Source organism: Enterococcus sp. AZ095a (assembly GCF_050546735.1).
Taxonomy (GTDB): Bacteria; Bacillota; Bacilli; order Lactobacillales; family Enterococcaceae; genus Enterococcus_D; species Enterococcus_D entomosocium.
Map to the genome: position 1 here is coordinate 775512 of NZ_CP172953.1, position 18981 is coordinate 794492.

General features: G+C 42.5%; 17 protein-coding genes. 16 read left to right on the forward strand and 1 reads right to left on the reverse strand.

All coding sequences use genetic code 11. The annotated features are described in order from the left end of the window. The first annotated feature begins 78 nt into the window (after positions 1 to 78). From IGJ26_RS03550 to hisIE, 14 genes are all read left to right on the forward strand, one after another. Positions 79 to 735, forward strand: coding sequence for an HAD family hydrolase (locus IGJ26_RS03550; protein ID WP_034878760.1), 657 nt, complete (start codon positions 79 to 81; stop codon positions 733 to 735). Positions 736 to 1271: 536 nt separating this feature from the next. After that, the gene (locus tag IGJ26_RS03555) at positions 1272 to 1655 is read left to right on the forward strand and encodes a DUF7006 family protein (RefSeq protein WP_005237452.1); all 384 of its coding nucleotides are present in this window, start codon (positions 1272 to 1274) and stop codon (positions 1653 to 1655) included. A gap of 250 nt (positions 1656 to 1905) precedes the next feature. Next, entirely contained in the window at positions 1906 to 2748 is an 843-nt protein-coding gene (locus IGJ26_RS03560; RefSeq protein WP_034878757.1) for a Cof-type HAD-IIB family hydrolase, read from the forward strand. A 313-nt stretch (positions 2749 to 3061) separates the two neighbouring features. Continuing rightward, positions 3062 to 3868 carry a MurR/RpiR family transcriptional regulator gene (locus tag IGJ26_RS03565; protein WP_430599875.1) on the forward strand — a complete coding sequence of 269 codons (807 nt, stop codon included), beginning with the start codon at positions 3062 to 3064 and terminating at the stop codon, positions 3866 to 3868. Next, the gene (locus IGJ26_RS03570; RefSeq protein WP_005237448.1) at positions 3858 to 5303 is read left to right on the forward strand and encodes a glycoside hydrolase family 1 protein; all 1446 of its coding nucleotides are present in this window, start codon (positions 3858 to 3860) and stop codon (positions 5301 to 5303) included. Before IGJ26_RS03565 ends, IGJ26_RS03570 begins: the two co-directional genes overlap by 11 nt. 88 nt (positions 5304 to 5391) lie before the next feature. Continuing rightward, on the forward strand, positions 5392 to 7230 hold the full coding sequence (locus tag IGJ26_RS03575) for a glucose PTS transporter subunit IIA (RefSeq protein WP_005237447.1): 1839 nt from the start codon (positions 5392 to 5394) through the stop codon (positions 7228 to 7230). Between the two features lie 286 nt (positions 7231 to 7516). Further along, positions 7517 to 9076, forward strand: coding sequence for an ATP phosphoribosyltransferase (gene hisG / locus IGJ26_RS03580; protein WP_086299159.1), 1560 nt, complete (start codon positions 7517 to 7519; stop codon positions 9074 to 9076). Further along, the gene (hisD, locus tag IGJ26_RS03585) at positions 9073 to 10353 is read left to right on the forward strand and encodes a histidinol dehydrogenase (protein ID WP_008377127.1); all 1281 of its coding nucleotides are present in this window, start codon (positions 9073 to 9075) and stop codon (positions 10351 to 10353) included. The genes hisG and hisD overlap by 4 nt, the downstream gene beginning before the upstream one ends. Next, positions 10350 to 11408 (forward strand): histidinol-phosphate transaminase, encoded by a 1059-nt coding sequence (hisC, locus tag IGJ26_RS03590; protein ID WP_194188731.1) that lies wholly within the window; start codon positions 10350 to 10352, stop codon positions 11406 to 11408. Before hisD ends, hisC begins: the two co-directional genes overlap by 4 nt. Further along, on the forward strand, positions 11405 to 11998 hold the full coding sequence (gene hisB / locus IGJ26_RS03595; RefSeq protein WP_005225202.1) for an imidazoleglycerol-phosphate dehydratase HisB: 594 nt from the start codon (positions 11405 to 11407) through the stop codon (positions 11996 to 11998). The genes hisC and hisB overlap by 4 nt, the downstream gene beginning before the upstream one ends. Before the next feature lie 65 nt (positions 11999 to 12063). After that, positions 12064 to 12687 (forward strand): imidazole glycerol phosphate synthase subunit HisH, encoded by a 624-nt coding sequence (gene hisH / locus IGJ26_RS03600; RefSeq protein ID WP_194188730.1) that lies wholly within the window; start codon positions 12064 to 12066, stop codon positions 12685 to 12687. Further along, the gene (hisA, locus tag IGJ26_RS03605; protein WP_194188729.1) at positions 12684 to 13403 is read left to right on the forward strand and encodes a 1-(5-phosphoribosyl)-5-[(5-phosphoribosylamino)methylideneamino]imidazole-4-carboxamide isomerase; all 720 of its coding nucleotides are present in this window, start codon (positions 12684 to 12686) and stop codon (positions 13401 to 13403) included. Before hisH ends, hisA begins: the two co-directional genes overlap by 4 nt. Further along, positions 13400 to 14158 carry an imidazole glycerol phosphate synthase subunit HisF gene (gene hisF / locus IGJ26_RS03610; protein ID WP_087626979.1) on the forward strand — a complete coding sequence of 253 codons (759 nt, stop codon included), beginning with the start codon at positions 13400 to 13402 and terminating at the stop codon, positions 14156 to 14158. The genes hisA and hisF overlap by 4 nt, the downstream gene beginning before the upstream one ends. A 38-nt stretch (positions 14159 to 14196) precedes the next feature. Continuing rightward, positions 14197 to 14829 (forward strand): bifunctional phosphoribosyl-AMP cyclohydrolase/phosphoribosyl-ATP diphosphatase HisIE, encoded by a 633-nt coding sequence (gene hisIE / locus IGJ26_RS03615; RefSeq protein WP_010747556.1) that lies wholly within the window; start codon positions 14197 to 14199, stop codon positions 14827 to 14829. A gap of 131 nt (positions 14830 to 14960) precedes the next feature. Here hisIE and IGJ26_RS03620 read toward each other — a convergent pair whose 3' ends face one another. Then, positions 14961 to 15410, reverse strand: coding sequence for a DUF305 domain-containing protein (locus IGJ26_RS03620; RefSeq protein ID WP_005225207.1), 450 nt, complete (start codon positions 15408 to 15410; stop codon positions 14961 to 14963). Positions 15411 to 15668: 258 nt separating this feature from the next. On the opposite strand from IGJ26_RS03620, the gene IGJ26_RS03625 reads away from it, so the two are divergent. Together IGJ26_RS03625 and IGJ26_RS03630 are read left to right on the forward strand one after the other, a co-directional pair. Continuing rightward, positions 15669 to 16142 (forward strand): DUF1456 family protein, encoded by a 474-nt coding sequence (locus IGJ26_RS03625; protein ID WP_194188728.1) that lies wholly within the window; start codon positions 15669 to 15671, stop codon positions 16140 to 16142. Between the two features lie 389 nt (positions 16143 to 16531). After that, a complete protein-coding gene (locus IGJ26_RS03630) occupies positions 16532 to 18799 on the forward strand; it encodes a MucBP domain-containing protein (protein WP_430599877.1) in 2268 nt (755 codons plus the stop codon). Positions 18800 to 18981 lie beyond the last annotated feature (182 nt).

The window sequence follows — 18981 nt, forward strand, 5'->3', positions numbered from 1 at the left end:
TAATGAAAAGGAATACTACAGGATTTAAAAAGCACTTTGGAGAAACGTGCTGTAGTATCTTTCAGAGGAGGAAATGTCGTGAAGAAGATTGAGTGTGTGATATTTGATTTAGACGGAACCCTATTAGATTCGAGAGAATGCAGCATCAAGGCGACAAAAGCAGCTTTTACAGAGATGGGACTCAAAGTACCGAGTGAGGTAGTCATTGAACATTACATGGGGATACCGATCGAAGAATCGTTTTTTAAAATGTCAGAACAGCCATTGGATCAAGAAACAGCAACGGAACTGATTCGGGTTTTTCGTACCTATTATCAAACATACGAGGAAAGTACCTTGAACGTATTTCCTGAAATTCCCCATGTCCTAGAAATCTTAATGAAACGAAAGGTTCCTTGTTTCGTGGTTTCAAGTAAGAAGACAGCGGTCGTCAAACGAAATTTGGCTGCTCAGAACCTGGTGGCGTTCTTTGAAGAAATCATCGGCTCAGATGCGGTGTCCCACTACAAGCCTCATCCAGAAGGAATCAATAAAGTAGTAACTCAGTATCAGTTTGATCCGTCAAGGACGATCATGGTAGGAGATGCTATTTTTGATATCCAGATGGGCAAAGCAGCCGGTGTCAAAACCATCGCTGTTACCTGGGGCAGCCACGATGCGAAAAAACTTTCCGCTGAAAAACCAGATGCTTTGGCAGAAGCGCCGCAGGATATTTTAGATTATATCTATGCTTGATCTATTTTTACTGATACAGTTTAAAAATCATTTCTATTTTTGATCTGTAGCGTGAAAAATAGAATGGACTGAACGTCTTCTTCCAGCAGTATATTTGAGGTTTCGACCAATGATCGATAGATTCGATTATTGGTTTTTTTTGTTGGTATGGATATGGGGTGTCTATTTACATGAAGCAACAATTTTAGCTATCTGTTGATTTTTGTGGATATTATAGTCATTTTCTTGTCATTAGAGACGATCTAGTTGCATTCGGGCACTACTTTTTAGCAGAAGGGAACGGGGCCGCCTCTTTTTCACTCTTATTTCTTTTATTTAATAAAAAGTAATTATAAGAGAATCTGAAAGGGAAACTATAATAGGCGTAACTGATTTTCTTAATGTGTCTGCATTGGTAAGAGCTAAAGACCCAATCATTTTTAGTGGTTTTTGGACAGCTAAGCTTCAATTAAAAAACCTATCGGAAGAAAATCAAAGCGAGCAGAAGGGATAGCGCTACTTTCACCAAAAAAAAATAGATGTAAAGGAGTAAGGATATGATATCAGAAAATATCAAGGAACCGAAAGACTATTTGTGTTATTCAAAAGAAGTGTTGCTAAGTTTAGGTGTAATGACAGATTTCCCCAAAATTTTTCATTTTTATCAAGAACTCTGCAATGAATTTGAGTACATTTATTATGATCGATCAAAAAATTTATTTGATCAGCTCAAAGCACTTCTAGCAATAGATGCGCAGATTCAAATTTTACTGGAACTTTTTGAAAATAGTAGAACAAACCTATGCAAAGAGTTTTGTATGGATGAGCATGAAATTATTTGTATGATCAAAAATGATAAAAAATCTTATTATCGCGAGCTTACAGGTCAAAAAAACAATCAAGTACCAAAATGGAGTTTAATTTATTTAAGTGAGGAGTAAGCATATTTTAGGATAATTCAACCATCTCAAGAAAGAACACATGGAGCAATAACGCGATGAACACGGGAGTAGAGGAATAGAAAGAGGGATCACAATAACAGAATCCCATCTTATGATCTAGTAAAATAGTCTAGCGCACTTTCCTTGTGATTTGTTATACTAATTCTAAGGAGCTGATCTTGACACCTTGTGTTCGGCAAGTACGTTCATGTGAGCGCTTTATTGATTGAGTGAGAAAAGAGGGAATGATTTGACGAAAAAAATTGTCTTTTTAGATGTAGATGGAACATTATGTGATGATGCTGGAAATGTACCAGAAAGTGCACGCCAAGCGATCACAGCGGCACATAAGAAAGGCCATGAATTTTTCTTATGTACCGGTCGTTCAAAGGCCGAAATTACAGAAGACGTGTTGGCACTGCCCCTAAGTGGGATGATTGGTGCCGGCGGCGGTTATTGTGAGGTGCATAATGAGGTGATTTTGCACAAAGTTTTTGAAAAAGAAGCTTTATTAAGATTGATTGATTTCTTAAAAGAAAACCAAATCGAGTATTACTTGGAATCGAACCAAGGTTTATTTGCAAGTACCAATCTAAGAAATCGTTTGCTGGAGATCGTCTTAGCAGGTGAGTCTGTTGAAAGTGAAGCAGGAAAACAACGCGTTCAAACTATTCAGTGGTTCCTTGATTTACTGATTGAGGACGAAGCGAAAATCGATTACGATGACGTGAACAAAGTTTCCTTCATCAATCATTCCATTCCTTATGAACAGGTCCATGACCAATACCACGAACAATTCCAAATGATTCGAAGTACGGTACCTGTTTTTGGCAAAGATAGCGGCGAGATCGGCATCAAGAATATCCACAAGAAAACAGCCATCGATTTTCTCTTGAACCATCTAGGGATCGATAACAAAGATACCTTGGCGTTTGGTGACGGCCATAATGATGTCGAAATGTTTGAAGCTGTTGCGACGGGAATTGCAATGGGCAATGCCTGTGAACAGCTATTGGCAGTAGCTGACGAGGTGACGGCTCGACCAGAAGACGGCGGGATTGCGCAAGCGCTCCAAAAGCACGGCCTCGTGTAGCTACTAAAAAACATGATTAGCACATGCTTTTTTATGCTAGTCAGGTTTCATAGCAACAAAGTTCAGAAGACCTGTAAAGTGATCGACAGAGTAGTTTTTTGCTTCATTCTTGTGAAGAAGACTCTGATTAGAAAGAAGTACTATCAGTGACTATACAACATACAATAGGTAAAAGGGGACAGAAGCCGAATTCTGGGCCTCTTTTTTTATTTCTAGATAAGATTTAACTGGGGACAAGACATGCACCCCAACTTTGGAAGCGGATACGTTATAATTTAGATACAATCAAAATTGGCCAAGGGAGATTAAAAAAATGGATAATAATCGATTGAATTTCATTTATAAGTTAAATCATATTGTGAACGAAAATGAAGTAGGGACGGTTGAATTTGAACTTGCTAAATTTTTCTTAGAGAACTTCAAAAGCGTGACTCGCTGGAACATTTATCAGATTGCAGAAGAGCAGCATGTATCACGGGCCTCCATTCGACGATTTGCGAAACAATTGGGCTACGAGAACTTTTTAGATATGAAAAAAAACGCGGAAACTTTTGATGATGGAATCAATGAATTTCTAAAGTTTTACGGCTACTCTGATTTTTTGCCTAAGCTTCAAGCCAATATTACTTCGCTAATGGAAGAATTAAGTCTGCGGTTTAATACACAAGAAGTCGATCGTCTTGTCCGATTAATCAATGATAGCCGGGAAGTTATGATTTTGTGTTCAAGCAATATTACTGGTAGTGTAAAAACTTTCCAGCAGCGAATGGATATCTTTGGTAAAAGAATTACTTTATTAACATCAAAGAGCGATCTGACATTAGCCTTGGAACATTGCCAAGATCCCTTGATCATTGTTTTTTCGCTATCGGGTCTCTTCGTCTCTTCTATGCTTGAAATACTAAAAGAGGTCAAGGCACCAACGATTTTGTTTACAAATAATAGAAACCCGATCTATAACCGCTATTTTGATAAATTGTATCATTTAAGTTCACAAACACATGAGAAAGAAATCACTGAGCTGCTTTACTATACGTATGGCATTGATTTCGTACTTGATCTACTATTCAATGGTTATTTACTTAAATTTAAGAGAGAAGGCAATGGGCATGCATTATAAAGATAAACCACTATTTCCAAAGGATTTTTTATGGGGCGCTTCAAGTGCGGCGTGGCAAGTTGAAGGGGCTGTAGCAGAAGATGGGCGTTCAACTGCGATCATCGACTTAAACAGCAAAAAGAAAAAGCCCTATACAGATAATTCGATTGCCGCTGATCATTACCATAAATACAAAGAAGATGTCCAATTAATGGCTGATGCGGGCTTTACTTCATATCGCTTTTCGATTGCTTGGCCTAGGATCTATCCTGATAATTCAGGGGTGCCCAATCAATTAGGCATTGACTTTTACAATCAGCTGATTGATGAATTAGTTGAACATGGCATTACTCCAATCGTCACTTTGTATCACTACGATATGCCAGTCTGGGTTGACGAAGAATTTAATGGTTGGTACGACCGAGGCATCATTGATGCATTTGACCAATATGTTAGAACCTGTTTTGAGTCATTCGGCGATCGTGTGAAATACTGGCTGGCAATTAATGAGCAAAACATGCAAATTGTCTATGGAGACTGGTTAGGAGTATGCAAATACCCAGAGACTTGGTTTGAAGATAAGTGGAAAGTCAATCATATTATGAACCTATGTCATGCAAAAGCGGTGATTGCGTGTCATGAATTGGTTGAAGACGGCAAGATCGGCCCGGTTCCTGGGATGGTTCCGTTTTATCCTGAGTCAGCAAAACCAGCAGATCAGATTGCAGCGATGAATGCAGAAGAACTGACGGAAAAAATCTGGAATGATTTTAATGCAAATCGTGAATACAATGGTTTTATTAAACGTTATTGGAAAGAAAATAATATTGATCCCGATATTCGCCCTGGGGATATGGAATTGGTTGCACAAGCAAAAATCGACTTTTTCGGCATCAACTGTTACCGTAGCAACGTAGCGAAGGAGTCACCAGTGGCATCCGATCATCAAGAAATTGGGTTGAACAAATCGGGGAAAAAAGGGGAATTTGTTTACCCAAATTATCCAGGGATTTTTGCGCAAACGGTCAATCCTTTTGTCGAGACAACCGATTGGGATTGGGAGATCGATCCAGTTGCTATGCGTTACTTGTTACGCTATATGGAAGACCACTATCATTTACCAATGGTGATTACTGAGAATGGCTACGGGGCGCATGAGACGCTGGGTGAGGATGGACAAGTACATGATCAAGAACGAATCGATTTTTTAAATGATCAGATTTATCAAGTCGGATTGGCGATTGAAGATGGCGCAAAAGTCTTTGGTTATAATCCATGGTCCTTTACTGATCTTTTGAGTACAGGCAATGGGATGGCGAAGCGATATGGACTTGTCTATATCAATACAACTGATGAAGACTTACTGGATTTACGTAGAATCCCGAAAGATTCTTACTATTGGTATAAAGAAGTGATCCAATCAAATGGTCAAACGTTAGCACGTCCAAAAGGATGAGAAATGAGCGATAGAAGAAAGAGCTTCTATCGCTCCAAAAACTACTTTAATGAAAGCGGTTTATAAAATAAAGTGAGGATGAATCACTATGTCAAACTATCATGAACTGGTTGCGTATATTATAAAAAATATCGGAGGAATCGAAAATGTTCAAACAGTCAATCACTGTGCTACTAGGCTTCGTCTACAGCTAAGTGATCCGACCGCTTTTGATGACAAGCAATTAAAAGAAAACAAACTCATTTTGGGCACAGTGAGAAGAGGACATGAAGTTCAACTGATCATCGGTCCGGATGTGCCAAAAGTGTATGCAATTTTTACAGAAGAGCGAAATCAAATGAATGGTCAGGCGAAGGAGGAACGAAAAACGAAGCGCACCCTCAAAGACTACGGCTTACTGATTGTCGATTTTATCAGTGGAACCTTCGTTCCGGTTCTGCCCGTATTGGTAGCTGCTGGGCTGGTATCGGCGGTATTGAATATTGGTGTGACCTTTTTCGGACTTGCAGCTGACAGCGGGACCTACACGATTTTAAATGCCATCAACGATGCGGGTTTTTATTTTCTGCCGATTTATATTGGGTATAGTGCTGCTAGAAAACTTGGTATCAATGGTTTGATGGGTATGTTCCTAGGTGCGATCCTCGTCCACTCATTGATCAATGGCGTGGAAGGATTGAATTTCTTAGGAATCGTTATCCCAACGATGAGCTATAATACAACGACTATTCCCGTAATATTTGGTGTTTTGTTTATGGCGGTAATGGATCGAATCGGGGATAAGTGTATTCCGCAATCGATCAAGTATTTCGTCAAGCCATTATTAGTTATTTTAATTACAGTGCCTGTCACATTAATTGTATTAGGGCCAATTGGAAATGCAGTGGGCGGATACATTGCTAGTGGGTTGAGCTTTTTATACGACAAACTCGGTTGGTTTTCAGTTGGTGTCTTAGGAGCAATGACTCCGCTATTGGTCATGACCGGCACCAATCAAGCGTTGTTCCCCTTGGTCTTTGCTATGTTAGGGGACTACGGCTATGATTCATTTGTTATGCCGGCTATGCTAGCAGCTAACGTTGCCGTGGGTGCATCAGCCTTAGCTATTTCTTATACAGAAAAAAATACTGAAAAACGAGCATTGGCTCTTTCTTCAGGACTGACTGGTGTGATGGGGATCACCGAGCCGGCTATTTTTGGCATCTTGATCAACTATCGAAGTGCTTTTATAGGAGCGATTCTAGGTGGTGCAGTAGGTGGGATCATGGCAGGATTTGTTCAACTAAAACAATATGCAGTTGTTTCACCAGGTCTGGTTGCGATCCCGACTTTTATCCCGACAGATGGTTCTGGATTCAATAGCAATTTTTGGTTTGCAATTGTCGTCATTCTTCTAGCAGTATGCGTTTCTTTTACTACAACGATTCTCTTAGAACGAAAAAGAGTTCAAGTAAGTCAAATGAGTAAAGCCGAAGATGCTTTGAAAGTCAGCAGTCCAATATCGGGAAGCGTTGTTTCCCTTGAGACAGTCAAGGACCCGATGTTTTCGGAAAAAATGATGGGGGACGGAGTGGCGATCATTCCTTCTGATGAGACCATAGTCGCTCCTTTTGATGGTTATGTGATTATGACTACACCCACCAAGCATGCGATTGGCTTAAGAGGTGAAAATGGGGTCGAACTTTTGATTCACATCGGGATCGACACGGTTCATTTAGATGGAAAAGGATTTACTCTTTATGTAGCTGAAAATCAATACGTTAAAGCTGGAGAAAAACTGATTTCTTTTGACGAAAAAGAAATCAGTGCAGCAGGCTATGATCTAACGATCCCCATCATTGTCACAAACACAGCTGATCATGAACCATTTGCTCAGACGATACAGCAAAAAGTAAATAGCAGCGATTATTTATTTTCAGTTCAATAATGGGTTCCCAATCATTTCTTTTTCAAGCTTCTTAACGCGGACATCAACTATACCTTCAAGTGAAAGCCCTGTCCTGAATTTTCAGCAGGGCTTTTTTATTTGATGCCCTTTCTTTGTCTCTACCAATGAATTGTATCGAAAAAATCCAGAATATTTCGAAAAATACCATTGCTTATTTATGGCAAAACCATTAGTATTATTAGAAAAACTGATGGTGAATCGATGATAAAGCGAGCCTTTAACAGTGAGAAAGCCGGATCAGTGGCATGAAATAGGAGTGATAAGTGTGGAAGAGTTATGGAATGTATTGAAACCAGCCGAACAAGTCGAACTGAAATTAAGAAAATTGTATACGCAGCATCATTTTTCACCTTATCACTCGAACAACTTTGAAGAGTATCGCAACTATCAGCAAAATGATCAGTTTTTGCGTGGTTCTTCCATCATCACGTTTACAGGCACGGATGGCAGGACGATGGCTCTAAAACCCGATGTTACCTTGTCGATTGCCAAAAATACACCGTCTGGAGAGGCGCGTAGAGTGTATTATGTGGAAGATGTCTATCGACAGGATCGTCAAGCTGGGGAATACCAAAAAATCGATCAAATCGGTTTGGAGCTCATTGACCAAATCACGTGGGAAGATCAACTGGAGGTTGTAAAACTGGCGTGGGAAAGTTTGGCTCAGGTGGGAAAAGGGACCTTGGATCTGTCCCATATGGGGATTTTGGATGGCATCTGCCAACGCTTCCCCGAAGCGGATCGACAAAAGGTATTGCACTGCCTGCGGGACAAGAGTTCTCATGGCATGGATGCACTGACTGAAAAAGCTGGCTTGTCAGCAACAGAAGCTGAAAAATTAGCGAAACTGGTACGTTTGTCAGGTGATTTTGAAACCAAGTATCAAAAAGCCAAAGAACTGCTGGCAGAATATCCCCAAGCTCAAGCTGGTTTAGCAGAACTGAACCAACTGTATCAAGCATTGCAAAAAGAACAACTGTCATCCTCCATTCGAATAAGGTTAGATTTTTCGATTTTAAATGATGCCGATTATTACAGTGGTTTGCTGTTTCAAGGATTTATCGAAGAAGCAAGAGAGACAATTTTATATGGCGGCCGTTATGATCGCTTGATGAGTCGGCAAGGCAAAGCGCAAGGAGCGATCGGATTTGGCATGAAGCTCAATCATGTGGGGCAAAAGTTGCCGACTGACAACGAAAGTTCAGCCTATTTGAACATTGCGCTGCCAAAAGGCCGCATGGGGGATGCCGTATATGATTTGTTCACGAAAGCCGGAGTCGCTGCGCAAGGCGTCTTCAAAGACAATCGCCAACTAATTTTTTGTGATGAAGAAAACAAGCTGCGCTTTTTCTTAGTCAAGCCTAGCGATGTAGCAATCTATGTGGAGCACGGAGTGGCGGATATCGGTGTCGTAGGCAAAGATATTTTAATGGAAAGCAAGGCGGAAGTCATCGAATTTCTTGATTTGCATATGGGGGTCTGCCGTTTGGCCGTAGCGGCGCGTAAGGATTTCGAGGAAGATTTCTCCCGACCGCTGCGGGTCTCTACAAAATATCCGCAGATCACCCGCCAGTTTTATCAAGGTTTAGGTCGCTCAGTGGAATTGATCCAACTGCATGGATCGATTGAATTGGCCCCTTTATTAGGTCTCTCCGATGTGATCGTTGACATCGTCGAAACGGGGACGACACTAAAAGAAAATGATTTAGAAGTGATCCAAGACATCGCGCCGTCTTCAGCGCGCTTAGTGATCAACCACGCCACGTGGCGTTTCAAGCAAGAACGCATTCAAACAGTGATTGAGAAGGTGAGGGAGCAATTATGAGAATTTTTTCGACCCAAAAAAATACGATCGAAACGATTGTGGCAAGGAAACAGTCGGAAACGAAAGATGTTTCAACCATTGTCGCCCAAATCATTGCCCGTGTTCAGCAGCAAGGAGATCAGGCGTTGTTTCAATTAATTGAGGAAATCGATCAAGTGACCTTGTCTTCCTTAACCGTCAGTCCAGGGGAGATAGACGCGGCTGTCCATGCCGTCTCACCCGAGCTGCTTAATGTGATGGAACAGGCGAAAGAAAACATTTTGGCATTTCATCAAAAACAAGTCCAGCAAGGCTTTGTCTTAACGAAGGAAAATGGCGTTGTGATGGGACAGCGGGTCTTACCATTAGCAAAAGTCGGGGTCTATGTTCCTGGCGGCACAGCAGCTTATCCAAGTACGGTTTTGATGGATGTCCTGCCGGCAAAAATCGCCGGGGTCAAAAAAATCGTTATGATCACACCGACGGACAGTCAGGGAAAAGTTCCGGCTGCTATTTTAGCGGCAGCTTCCGTTGCCGGAGTGGATGAAATCTACAAAGTCGGTGGGGCCCATGGCGTAGCGGCATTGGCTTATGGAACAGAAACAATTCCCAAAGTCGACAAAATCGTCGGACCGGGAAATATTTATGTCGCCACAGCGAAAAAAATGGTGTACGGCGAAGTTGATATCGATATGATCGCAGGGCCCAGCGATGTGCTGATCCTCGCTGATGCCAGCGCAAATCCTCGCTGGCTGTCGGCGGATCTTTTGGCACAAGCCGAGCATGATCCCTTAGCGCAAGCTATCTTAGTCACAACAGAAGCAGCTTTGATTGAAGAAGTACAAGCCGAGCTTGAGTTGCAGCTGAAGCAACTGCCCCGCAAAGACATTGCTGCTGCGGCGCTTGAATCTAGCGGAAAGCTGATTCTGGTCAAAGATTTGACCGAAGCACTTACCATTGCCAATCAAATTGCTCCAGAACACCTTGAATTAGCGGTGGCTGATCCTTTTGCATTATTGGGACAAGTAGAAAATGCGGGTAGCGTCTTTTTAGGTCACCATACACCGGAAGTACTGGGAGATTATTTTGCTGGACCAAACCATACCCTACCGACAGAAGGGACGGCTCGTTTCTATTCGCCGTTATCAGTGGACGATTTTATTAAGAAAAGCAGTTATTTGTATTACCCAGAGGCAGCCATGAAAGCAGCTGGTCCAGCTGTAGCGTTGTTCGCGGAAACCGAAGACTTGATCGGCCATGCCCGTTCGATCAATGTACGAAGAGAGGGAGAAAAATGACCTTTTTACATCAAAAGTATCACAAGCTGACTCCTTATACACCGGGGGAACAAGTAGATGAGCAAGTCGTTATTAAACTGAACACCAATGAAAGTCCTTATCCGCCAGCGCCAAGTGTTCAAGCAGCGGTTGCTGATGCCGCCCAAAAGCTGAATCGTTACTCGGATATTGCTGCTGAAGTAGTGACAAACCCTCTGGCTGCTTATCTTGACGTTACACCAGCCCAGCTGTTTCTCGGTAATGGCAGTGACGAAGTCTTGTCCTATCTCTTTCAAGGCTTCACGGAAAACGGCATCGCCTTTCCCGATGTGACCTATGGGTTTTATCAAGTGTATAGTGCCTTGTACCAAGTCGCTGCCACCGTTGTTCCGCTGCAAGAAGATTTCTCGATTACGTTAACGGACTACGATTCGCTCAAAGGGACCGTCATTTTTGCCAATCCCAATGCGCCGACTGGGGTTTATCAAGAACAAAGCGAAATTTGTGCCTTTCTAAAACGGCATCCCGATCGCTTAGTGATTGTCGACGAGGCCTATATCGATTTTGGCGGCACTTCAATGGTTTCTTTGATCGATCAATACCCAAATCTCTTGGTTGTGGGGACGTTTTCGAAATCTCGGCAGCTGGCAGGGGCACGCCTAGGTTTTGCGGTTGCCAATGAAGGACTGATCCAAGACTTGAATCGGTTGAAATTTAGCTTGAATCCTTACAATGTCAATAGTTTGACCCAAGCCGCAGGTGCAGCCGTTTTGCAAGAACAAGCGTATGTCGATGAGAAGATCCAAGCAACGATCCACGTGCGTGAGTGGAGCAAGCAAGCCCTAGCGAAACTCGGCTTTGAGCAGACCGACAGCCAAGGAAATTTTTTGTTTGCGAGGCACCCTGCGATTGCTGGGGAAGAGTTGTATCAGGCACTGAAAGAGCAGAAAATCTTCGTCCGCTGGTTTAATCAGCCCCGCATCAAAGAGTATTTGCGAATCACGGTAGGAACGAGGGCCCAGATGGAACGATTGATGACGGTGTTAACAACGATCATAGAAGAGGTGAAGGAATGAGAAAAGCAGAAGTTACCCGCAATACGACGGAAACCAAGATCCACCTGCAGTTGACGATCGATGGTACTGGTCAGCAATCAATCAAGACTGGTGTGGGGTTTTTAGACCACATGCTGGAATTATTTGTCCGCCACGGTCGCTTTGATTTGACGTTGGTCTGTGATGGCGATACAGAAGTAGATGCCCATCACACAACAGAAGACGTTGCCATCGCCATTGGCCGAGCGTTTTCAGAAAGTCTTGGGGAGCGACGAGGCATCAAACGCTATGGCAGTATGCTGCTGCCGATGGACGAAGCCTTAGTCATGACAGCGATCGATATCAGCGGTCGTGGCATGGCAGTCGTAGAGTTGGCGATACCGAGCGAAAAAATCGGGCAGCAGTTTGATACGGAATTGGTTGAAGAATTTTTCATTGCTTTTGCCCGTGAATTAGGTGCTACGATCCATCTCCATCAAATCGCTGGGAAAAACAGCCACCACATTGTGGAAGCTTGTTTTAAAGGCTTTGGGCGTGCCTTAGGTGAAGCAGTAGCGATCAATCAAGCAGCCCCAGATGAGATCCCTTCAACCAAAGGGACGATCCAGTGATACATGAGGGAAAAATGATTACGTATCTTCCACACAGATGGATGAGATAAGGAAAGGGGCGTATTATGTTAGCAATCATCGACTATGGGGTCGGCAATTTGTTCAGCTTGTCTCGTTCGCTGGATTATTTGGGTGTTGACTGCCAAATCACGCGTTCACTAGCAGAATTAAAAGCTGCCGACCGCATTCTTTTACCCGGCGTAGGCGCTTTTGGCGATGCCCGCCAAAAGTTGGCAGAGTTGTCGTTGATCGAACCGATCCAAGAATTGGCAGCAGCTGGCAAACCCTTTTTAGGCATTTGTTTAGGGATGCAGCTGTTGTTCGACAGCAGCGAGGAGTTTGGCACACATGTGGGGCTCGGTTTGATTCCAGGACGGATCGTTTCCATGCAAAGCGCCTTTGAAGAAGCAAAACTAAATCTGAAAGTGCCGCAGATTGGTTGGAATCGGCTGACTGTCAGAAAGGAAAGTCCTCTAGTCAGCGGGCTAGGGGAACAAGACTTTGTCTACTATGTCCACAGTTATTTTGCTACTGATTGCCAAGAGTATGTCATAGCAGACAGTGACTATGGTCTAGCAATTCCCGGTATCGTGCAAAAAGACAATGTCTTCGGCACTCAGTTCCACCCAGAAAAAAGTGGGGCTGTCGGGTTGAAGATTTTAAAAGCATTTACGGAGGTGCCGCTATGAAAATTTTTCCAGCAATTGATCTGTTAGATCAAAAAGTGGTCCGTTTGTACCAAGGAGACTATGAGCAAAAAGAAGTGTTTGGGGATGATCCAGTGGCATTTGCTCGTTCATTTGAAGAAGAAGGTGCCAACTATCTGCACCTCGTCGACTTAGATGGTGCCAAAGCTGGCGAACTCCATTACTTTGATGTCGCAAAAAAAATCGTTCAGCAAACCAATCTGTTTGTCGAAGTTGGCGGCGGGATTCGTGAGGAAGAAACGATCCAGCATTGTTTGGCAGCAGGCGTTCATCGGGTGATCCTCGGCACGATTGCCCAGAAAGACCCAGCATTCACAAAAGCGATGCTCAAGAAATACGGCAATAAGATCGCCATTGGGGTCGATGCCAAGGAAGAAAAAGTGGCCGTGGAAGGCTGGCTCGAGAAAACGGCAACAGACGCGTTTACTTTTTGCCAACAATTGGTGGAATGGGGAGCGCAAACGATCATCTTTACCGAAATCTCGCGTGACGGTACAGGAGAAGGCATCAATCTGCCCTTATACGAAAAACTCAATCAATTGGATTGCGACATCGTGGCTTCTGGCGGCGTGGCTTCATTGGCAGATATCAAAGGATTAAAACAGTTGGGCATCTCTGGCGTGATCGTCGGAAAATCCTTATATAACGGCAGTCTCCAATTAGCGGATGTCTTAGCAGCAGGGGAGGCAGAAGCATGATCGCCAAACGAATCATTCCTTGCCTTGATGTGCGAGATGGGCGAGTCGTGAAAGGGGTCAATTTTGCTGGCTTAAAAGATGTCAATGATCCAGTGACTTTGGCGCGCTTTTACAATGAACAAGGCGCCGATGAGCTGGTTTTTTATGATATTACTGCTTCTGCAGAAGAACGCGGCTTATTCACGGACATTTTGCAGCGCGTGGCGTCAGAAGTGTTTATTCCTTTGACGGTGGGCGGTGGCATCAATCAAGTAGCAGATTTTGAACGAGTCTTAAACTGTGGCGCCGACAAAGTCAGCGTCAATTCGGGGGCGCTTCGCAGACCAGAGTTGATTGCAGAAGGTGCGAAACGCTATGGCAGCCAGTGCGTTGTTTTATCCGTTGATATTCGCCGAGTCGGTGAGAACTGGCATGTGTTTGCCAAAGGCGGCCGGGAAGATACAGGCTTAGAAGCATTGGCGTGGATTCGCCAAGCTGAGCAGTTAGGAGCTGGTGAACTAGTCATCAACAGCATGGATACCGATGGCGTGAAGCAGGGGTTTGATCTCGACTTGCTGAAAGCTGTCAGCGAAATCACCAAATTACCGATCGTCGCATCGGGTGGTGCTGGCAAAAGTGCCGATTTTATCGAGCTGTTTCAATTGCCAAATATTGAAGCAGGGCTGGCAGCTTCGATTTTTCACTATGGCGAGGTAAAAATCCCGGAGCTGAAAAAACAATTACAGGCCGTCGATATTCCCGTTCGAATCGTATAGCGTTGGCGTTTTGATAGGCAATAGAAGGAGTGGATAACATGGTGCAAGTACGATTTGATGAACAAGGATTGGTTCCAGTGATCGTGCAGGATGTGGAAACGAATGAAGTTTTGACCTTGGCTTATATGAACCAAGAAAGTTTGACCTTGACCTTGAAAGATCGATTGATGACCTTTTATTCCCGCAGTCGCCAAGAATTGTGGCGCAAAGGAGAAACTAGCGGCAATTACCAGCATTTAGTATCATTGACCGCAGATTGCGATCAAGATGCCTTAGTCGCCAAAGTAAAAAAAGACGGACCTGCTTGCCATACAGGCACAGAAAGCTGCTTTACAGAGGTGCTTTATGGTACAGAATCCTCTCCGACCATCGATGCGTTGTATGAGCTGATAAAAGGTCGTAAAGATACGCCGCAAGAAGGCAGCTATACCAGCTACTTGTTTGAAAAAGGCAGTGAGAAAATCTTAAAAAAAATCGGCGAGGAAGCAACCGAGGTCGTGATTGGGGCGATGAAGGAAGACCGCCAAGAAACCGTTTATGAGATTGCTGATTTGGCGTATCATACATTGGTTTTAATGGCAGAAATGGGGATTGATTTAGCGGCTATTCGCCAAGAGCTTGCCAAGCGTCATGTTGTGGATAAGAAAGTCAAACAAGAACGGATGCAATAACGGTCAGGGTTTTTCAGTAGAAAGAAAGCAACTGACGATAAAAAAAGAAGCCCTTCAGCCATTGCTTGAAGGGCTTCGCATCCGTGCGATAAAGTTGATCTGCTGGTACTTTGAGTGAGCACACAAACTGGCTATTTGTTTTCCAACTCTTCGATCAATTCTTTCATTTCTTTGATTTCTTTTTCCTGTGCGTCAATGATTTTTTCTGCAAGTTCTTTTACTCTTGGATCAGACAAATCGGCATTTTTACTGGTTAAAATCGCAATCGAATGATGGGGAATCATGGCTTTCATCCAGGCTGTATCTCCCACGGCAGTTTGGCTTCTGACCATAAACAGTGAACCAAAAAAGAGTACAACACTGACAACTAGAATGCCGATATTCATTTTCTTGTTGTCATACATCTTCCACATAAATAACAACATGATGATCGCCATCATCGCGCCCATCATTAGTGCCATAAATAGGCGGGTTTGGCTGAAAAAGATATGATCGAGGGCGTAGACATTGAAATACATCATACAAAACATAATCACCGTCGATACCCCAATCATTACCAAAAATTTCCCATACTTCTTCATTTCTTTCCTCTCCTTTTTGTATACAAAATAAAAACAATAAAGCAATCCAAAACATCATCGTAATAGATGCTTTTTTTTGTTTATTGTTTTGTTAGAATAAATTTACTCCCTAAATCAAGTATAGCGGAGGAAGTAGAATGAGAGAAGCGATATACATTTGAACGAAAACAATGGGTTCTTAGAGTAAAAAAGCGAAAACGGGATTACTCGTCTAGGTTTATTTGTTATAATCAACCTAAGAAATGGATGGTGTATAGAATGAATCACAATGATCGCTTGACGCGTTTACGCTATGCTTTGGATATCAAGGATACCGACATGGTGAAAATTTTTGAACTTGGCGGCGCTTCTTTCACGAAAGAAGAAGTAAGACAATTATTGAAGAAAAAAGACCCTGAGACCTACGAGATTGAGTGTACCAATGAAGCCTTTGAGCGTTTCTTAAATGGTTTGATTCGCTCGCAACGAGGAACAAAGTCAGATGCTGCAGAACCTGTCTTAGAGTTGAACAATGGCAATGTGAATAATTTGATGCTGAAGAAAATAAAAATCGCCCTTTCCCTAACAACGGATGAAATGCTGAACATTTTCGAGCAAGCGGGAGTTAATGTTTCAAAAGGTGAACTGGGCGCCATTTTACGTAAAGAAGGCCATCGCAATTACAAGCCATGCTTAGACAAATATGCCCGCAACTTTTTAAAAGGATTGACGATCGAGTATCGGGATAACTAGTAAAAAACCAATAATAGACTGAACTTACAATGGGGCGCTAAAGAGATGCATGTTATGTGTCTCTTTTTATGTGTGTAAAAATAACAATTTAAATCAGTGATTGGAACGCTGACCGAGTCCAAGCTTGGAGCATGAAGAAGCAGGTTAAGTGAACGATCTGATTGCTTGAATAACCTGTTCGTTGAAACCTGACAAGTTTGGTCATTTCTGATACAAATGTTGACGTGTTCAGAATGATGAACCATGTAATACTATCAAAATGAACAGGAGCATCCTGTGTCTAAAAGTTGTAATTAACAAGTCATCACCATCATCAGAAGGAGAAGTTTGTAGATAGGTGAAAGATAGGAAAGCGTATCGTATTTAAACGAATATAAAAGGAGAATGTTATGAAAAGGAAATTTTGGGGCTATTTGTCATTGGCGATCTTGTTAAGTCAGCCTGTGTTGGCACCTTTGGCACAAGTTATGGCTGAGGAACAGGAAATCATTCCATCAAACAAGGAAATAACGACACTAGGAACATTAGAAAAAGTGGAGGAGACTACTGAAACAGTCGCTTCTTCTCGTATAGAAGAAGAATTCAACGGGGACACCACAAGTAACTCAGAATCGCAAGAAGTGTTTAATGATGATGAGAAAAATGGCTCGATGGAAAGGACAGAAAAAAAACTACCTGATTCAAGTGAAGACACAGCTAGCTTGGCAACCGAATCGTCAGCAGAAATGAAAGAGGCATTCTCTGATCGCAGCGTTTCATTGGACGCTTGGATGCCGGATAAGAATTTGCAAAATGAGGTAGCGAAAGGGCTAAACAAAACAGTTAATACAATCACTCAAGAAGATATGGCGAATCTAAAACAGCTAGATTTTTCTTCTTTAGTCAAAGACACAGTAGTCGATTTTACTGGCTTAGAATACGCTAGCAACTTACAAGCGTTATATACGACGTCTATTATTGCTGCGAATGTTCCCAAAATCACTATGGCGGACAATGCAACATTGTTTACCCGTCCTAATGTACTAGCACAAATTTTTCCAAAAGGATCTTTTTCAAATATCCACATAGGAAATTATGATGCCTATTTGACAGCCCAAGAATTAATTGGGGTTGGTCAATATCTTAGTGGATGGGTTACAGATTATCTGACGGTCTATGCAAGTAGCATGACGGATTTTTCTAAGTTAGAGCTATCTGCAGAACACCATCAAAATTCCCAACTATCTATTATGATTCAGGAGAAAATACTATTAGAGCCAATGTTAGTAAAAGACGGCCAATCTGATGTTCTTTATAAAGACCGTATGATGGTTGATACCCAAGGAAATGCGTTGCTCTCTTCTTTGTCCAACAAAAAGTATTCTTATTCGATTCGGGGGATAGATAAAAATGGCTATATCTTTCCCTTATATGAAAATGATGGGTTTGAACTTACTGAAGAAGGGATTCAATTTAAACATATTCCCGCCAATGTTGATTATTTATCAATCACTTCTCTTGTTCCTAATCGTTTATCCACCGAGAGAGCTGCTAGTACAGGTACCATTCAATATTTAGTGAATTATCAAATACCAGTGAAGTATGTGAATACTGCAGAAGATGTGACCGTCAAGTATGTTGATGAAAATAAAAAGACATTGTTACCAGACGTCACTTTATCAGGGGTTGTTGGTGAACCGTATACGACACAAGAAGAGCCGATTGCTGGCTATACATTGAAAGAAATCCAAGGGGATAAAACAGGTACTTTCAGTGATACCTCGCAAGAAGTCGTTTATGTATACAAACGCAGTGATGCCGCACCCGTGACAGTAAGATACGAAGATACAGAAGGCAATCAGTTAGCCGAACCAACGATTCTGAACGGCAAAGTAGGTTTGCCGTATGAGAGCAAGTCAGAATCTATTTCTGGTTGGTATGTAGCCCAAACACCCGACAATGCCAAAGGCATCTTCGGCGACACCGCGCAAGAAGTGGTCTATGTGTATGAACGTAGTGATGCTGCACCAGTGACGGTAAAATACGAAGATACAGAAGGCAATCAGTTAGCCGAACCAACGATTCTGAACGGCAAAGTAGGTTTGCCGTATGAGAGTGAAGCCAAAGAACTTTCAGGCTGGACGGTGACTCAAACGCCAGCGAATGCCAAAGGCATCTTCAGTGACACCGCGCAAGAAGTGGTCTATGTGTACGAACGTAGTGATGCCGCACCCGTGACGGTAAGATACGAAGATACAGAAGGCAATCAGTTAGCCGAACCAACGATTCTGAACGGCAAAGTAGGTTTGCCGTATGAGAGTGAAGCCAAAGAACTTTCAGGCTGGACGGTTTCTCAAATACCAAGCAATGCCAAAGGGATGTTCAGTACTACCGCACAAGAAGTCATCTATGTGTACGGTGCTGAAAAAGAGAATAAACCAGAGGATGATTCAGGAGCAGATACGCCTGAATCAGAAAACAAAACCCCTGAAGAAGAAAAAGAGGATAAATCAGGAAACAAAGACAATCAAATGAACACACAAACCAACGGGAAAAGTAAATTACCTGCCACAGGAGAGCAACTAACAGGTCAACGAATCATGGGCTTTTTGGGAACGATCATTGTTCTATTTTCTTTCTTAGCAATTTGGCGAAGAAAAAGAAAAACTGAGAATTAAAGCTTCTCTATAAAGAGTAAAATATGTCCAGAATGGACGATTGGTTTAAAAAGTTAACCTTTTATGGAGTGGGGCGATCCACTCCTTTTTTGTAGGATGGATTGGACGGTTTCCTCGTCTCCTTAATCTTTGAATGGATTTTATCTGACTATTCCCAGTAGCTCAAAGAATTTCTGATCATT

What these genes read in the sequence shown, in the direction of transcription:
- IGJ26_RS03555 (WP_005237452.1), top strand. Translation starts at nt 1,272, where the DNA reads ATGATATCAGAAAATATCAAGGAACCGAAAGACTATTTGTGTTATTCA.
- IGJ26_RS03565 (WP_430599875.1), top strand. Translation starts at nt 3,062, where the DNA reads ATGGATAATAATCGATTGAATTTCATTTATAAGTTAAATCATATTGTG.
- IGJ26_RS03570 (WP_005237448.1), top strand. Translation starts at nt 3,858, where the DNA reads ATGCATTATAAAGATAAACCACTATTTCCAAAGGATTTTTTATGGGGC.
- IGJ26_RS03575 (WP_005237447.1), top strand. Translation starts at nt 5,392, where the DNA reads ATGTCAAACTATCATGAACTGGTTGCGTATATTATAAAAAATATCGGA.
- hisD (WP_008377127.1), top strand. Translation starts at nt 9,073, where the DNA reads ATGAGAATTTTTTCGACCCAAAAAAATACGATCGAAACGATTGTGGCA.
- hisC (WP_194188731.1), top strand. Translation starts at nt 10,350, where the DNA reads ATGACCTTTTTACATCAAAAGTATCACAAGCTGACTCCTTATACACCG.
- hisB (WP_005225202.1), top strand. Translation starts at nt 11,405, where the DNA reads ATGAGAAAAGCAGAAGTTACCCGCAATACGACGGAAACCAAGATCCAC.
- hisH (WP_194188730.1), top strand. Translation starts at nt 12,064, where the DNA reads ATGTTAGCAATCATCGACTATGGGGTCGGCAATTTGTTCAGCTTGTCT.
- hisA (WP_194188729.1), top strand. Translation starts at nt 12,684, where the DNA reads ATGAAAATTTTTCCAGCAATTGATCTGTTAGATCAAAAAGTGGTCCGT.
- hisF (WP_087626979.1), top strand. Translation starts at nt 13,400, where the DNA reads ATGATCGCCAAACGAATCATTCCTTGCCTTGATGTGCGAGATGGGCGA.
- hisIE (WP_010747556.1), top strand. Translation starts at nt 14,197, where the DNA reads ATGGTGCAAGTACGATTTGATGAACAAGGATTGGTTCCAGTGATCGTG.
- IGJ26_RS03620 (WP_005225207.1), bottom strand. Translation starts at nt 15,410, where the DNA reads ATGAAGAAGTATGGGAAATTTTTGGTAATGATTGGGGTATCGACGGTG.
- IGJ26_RS03625 (WP_194188728.1), top strand. Translation starts at nt 15,669, where the DNA reads ATGAATCACAATGATCGCTTGACGCGTTTACGCTATGCTTTGGATATC.
- IGJ26_RS03630 (WP_430599877.1), top strand. Translation starts at nt 16,532, where the DNA reads ATGAAAAGGAAATTTTGGGGCTATTTGTCATTGGCGATCTTGTTAAGT.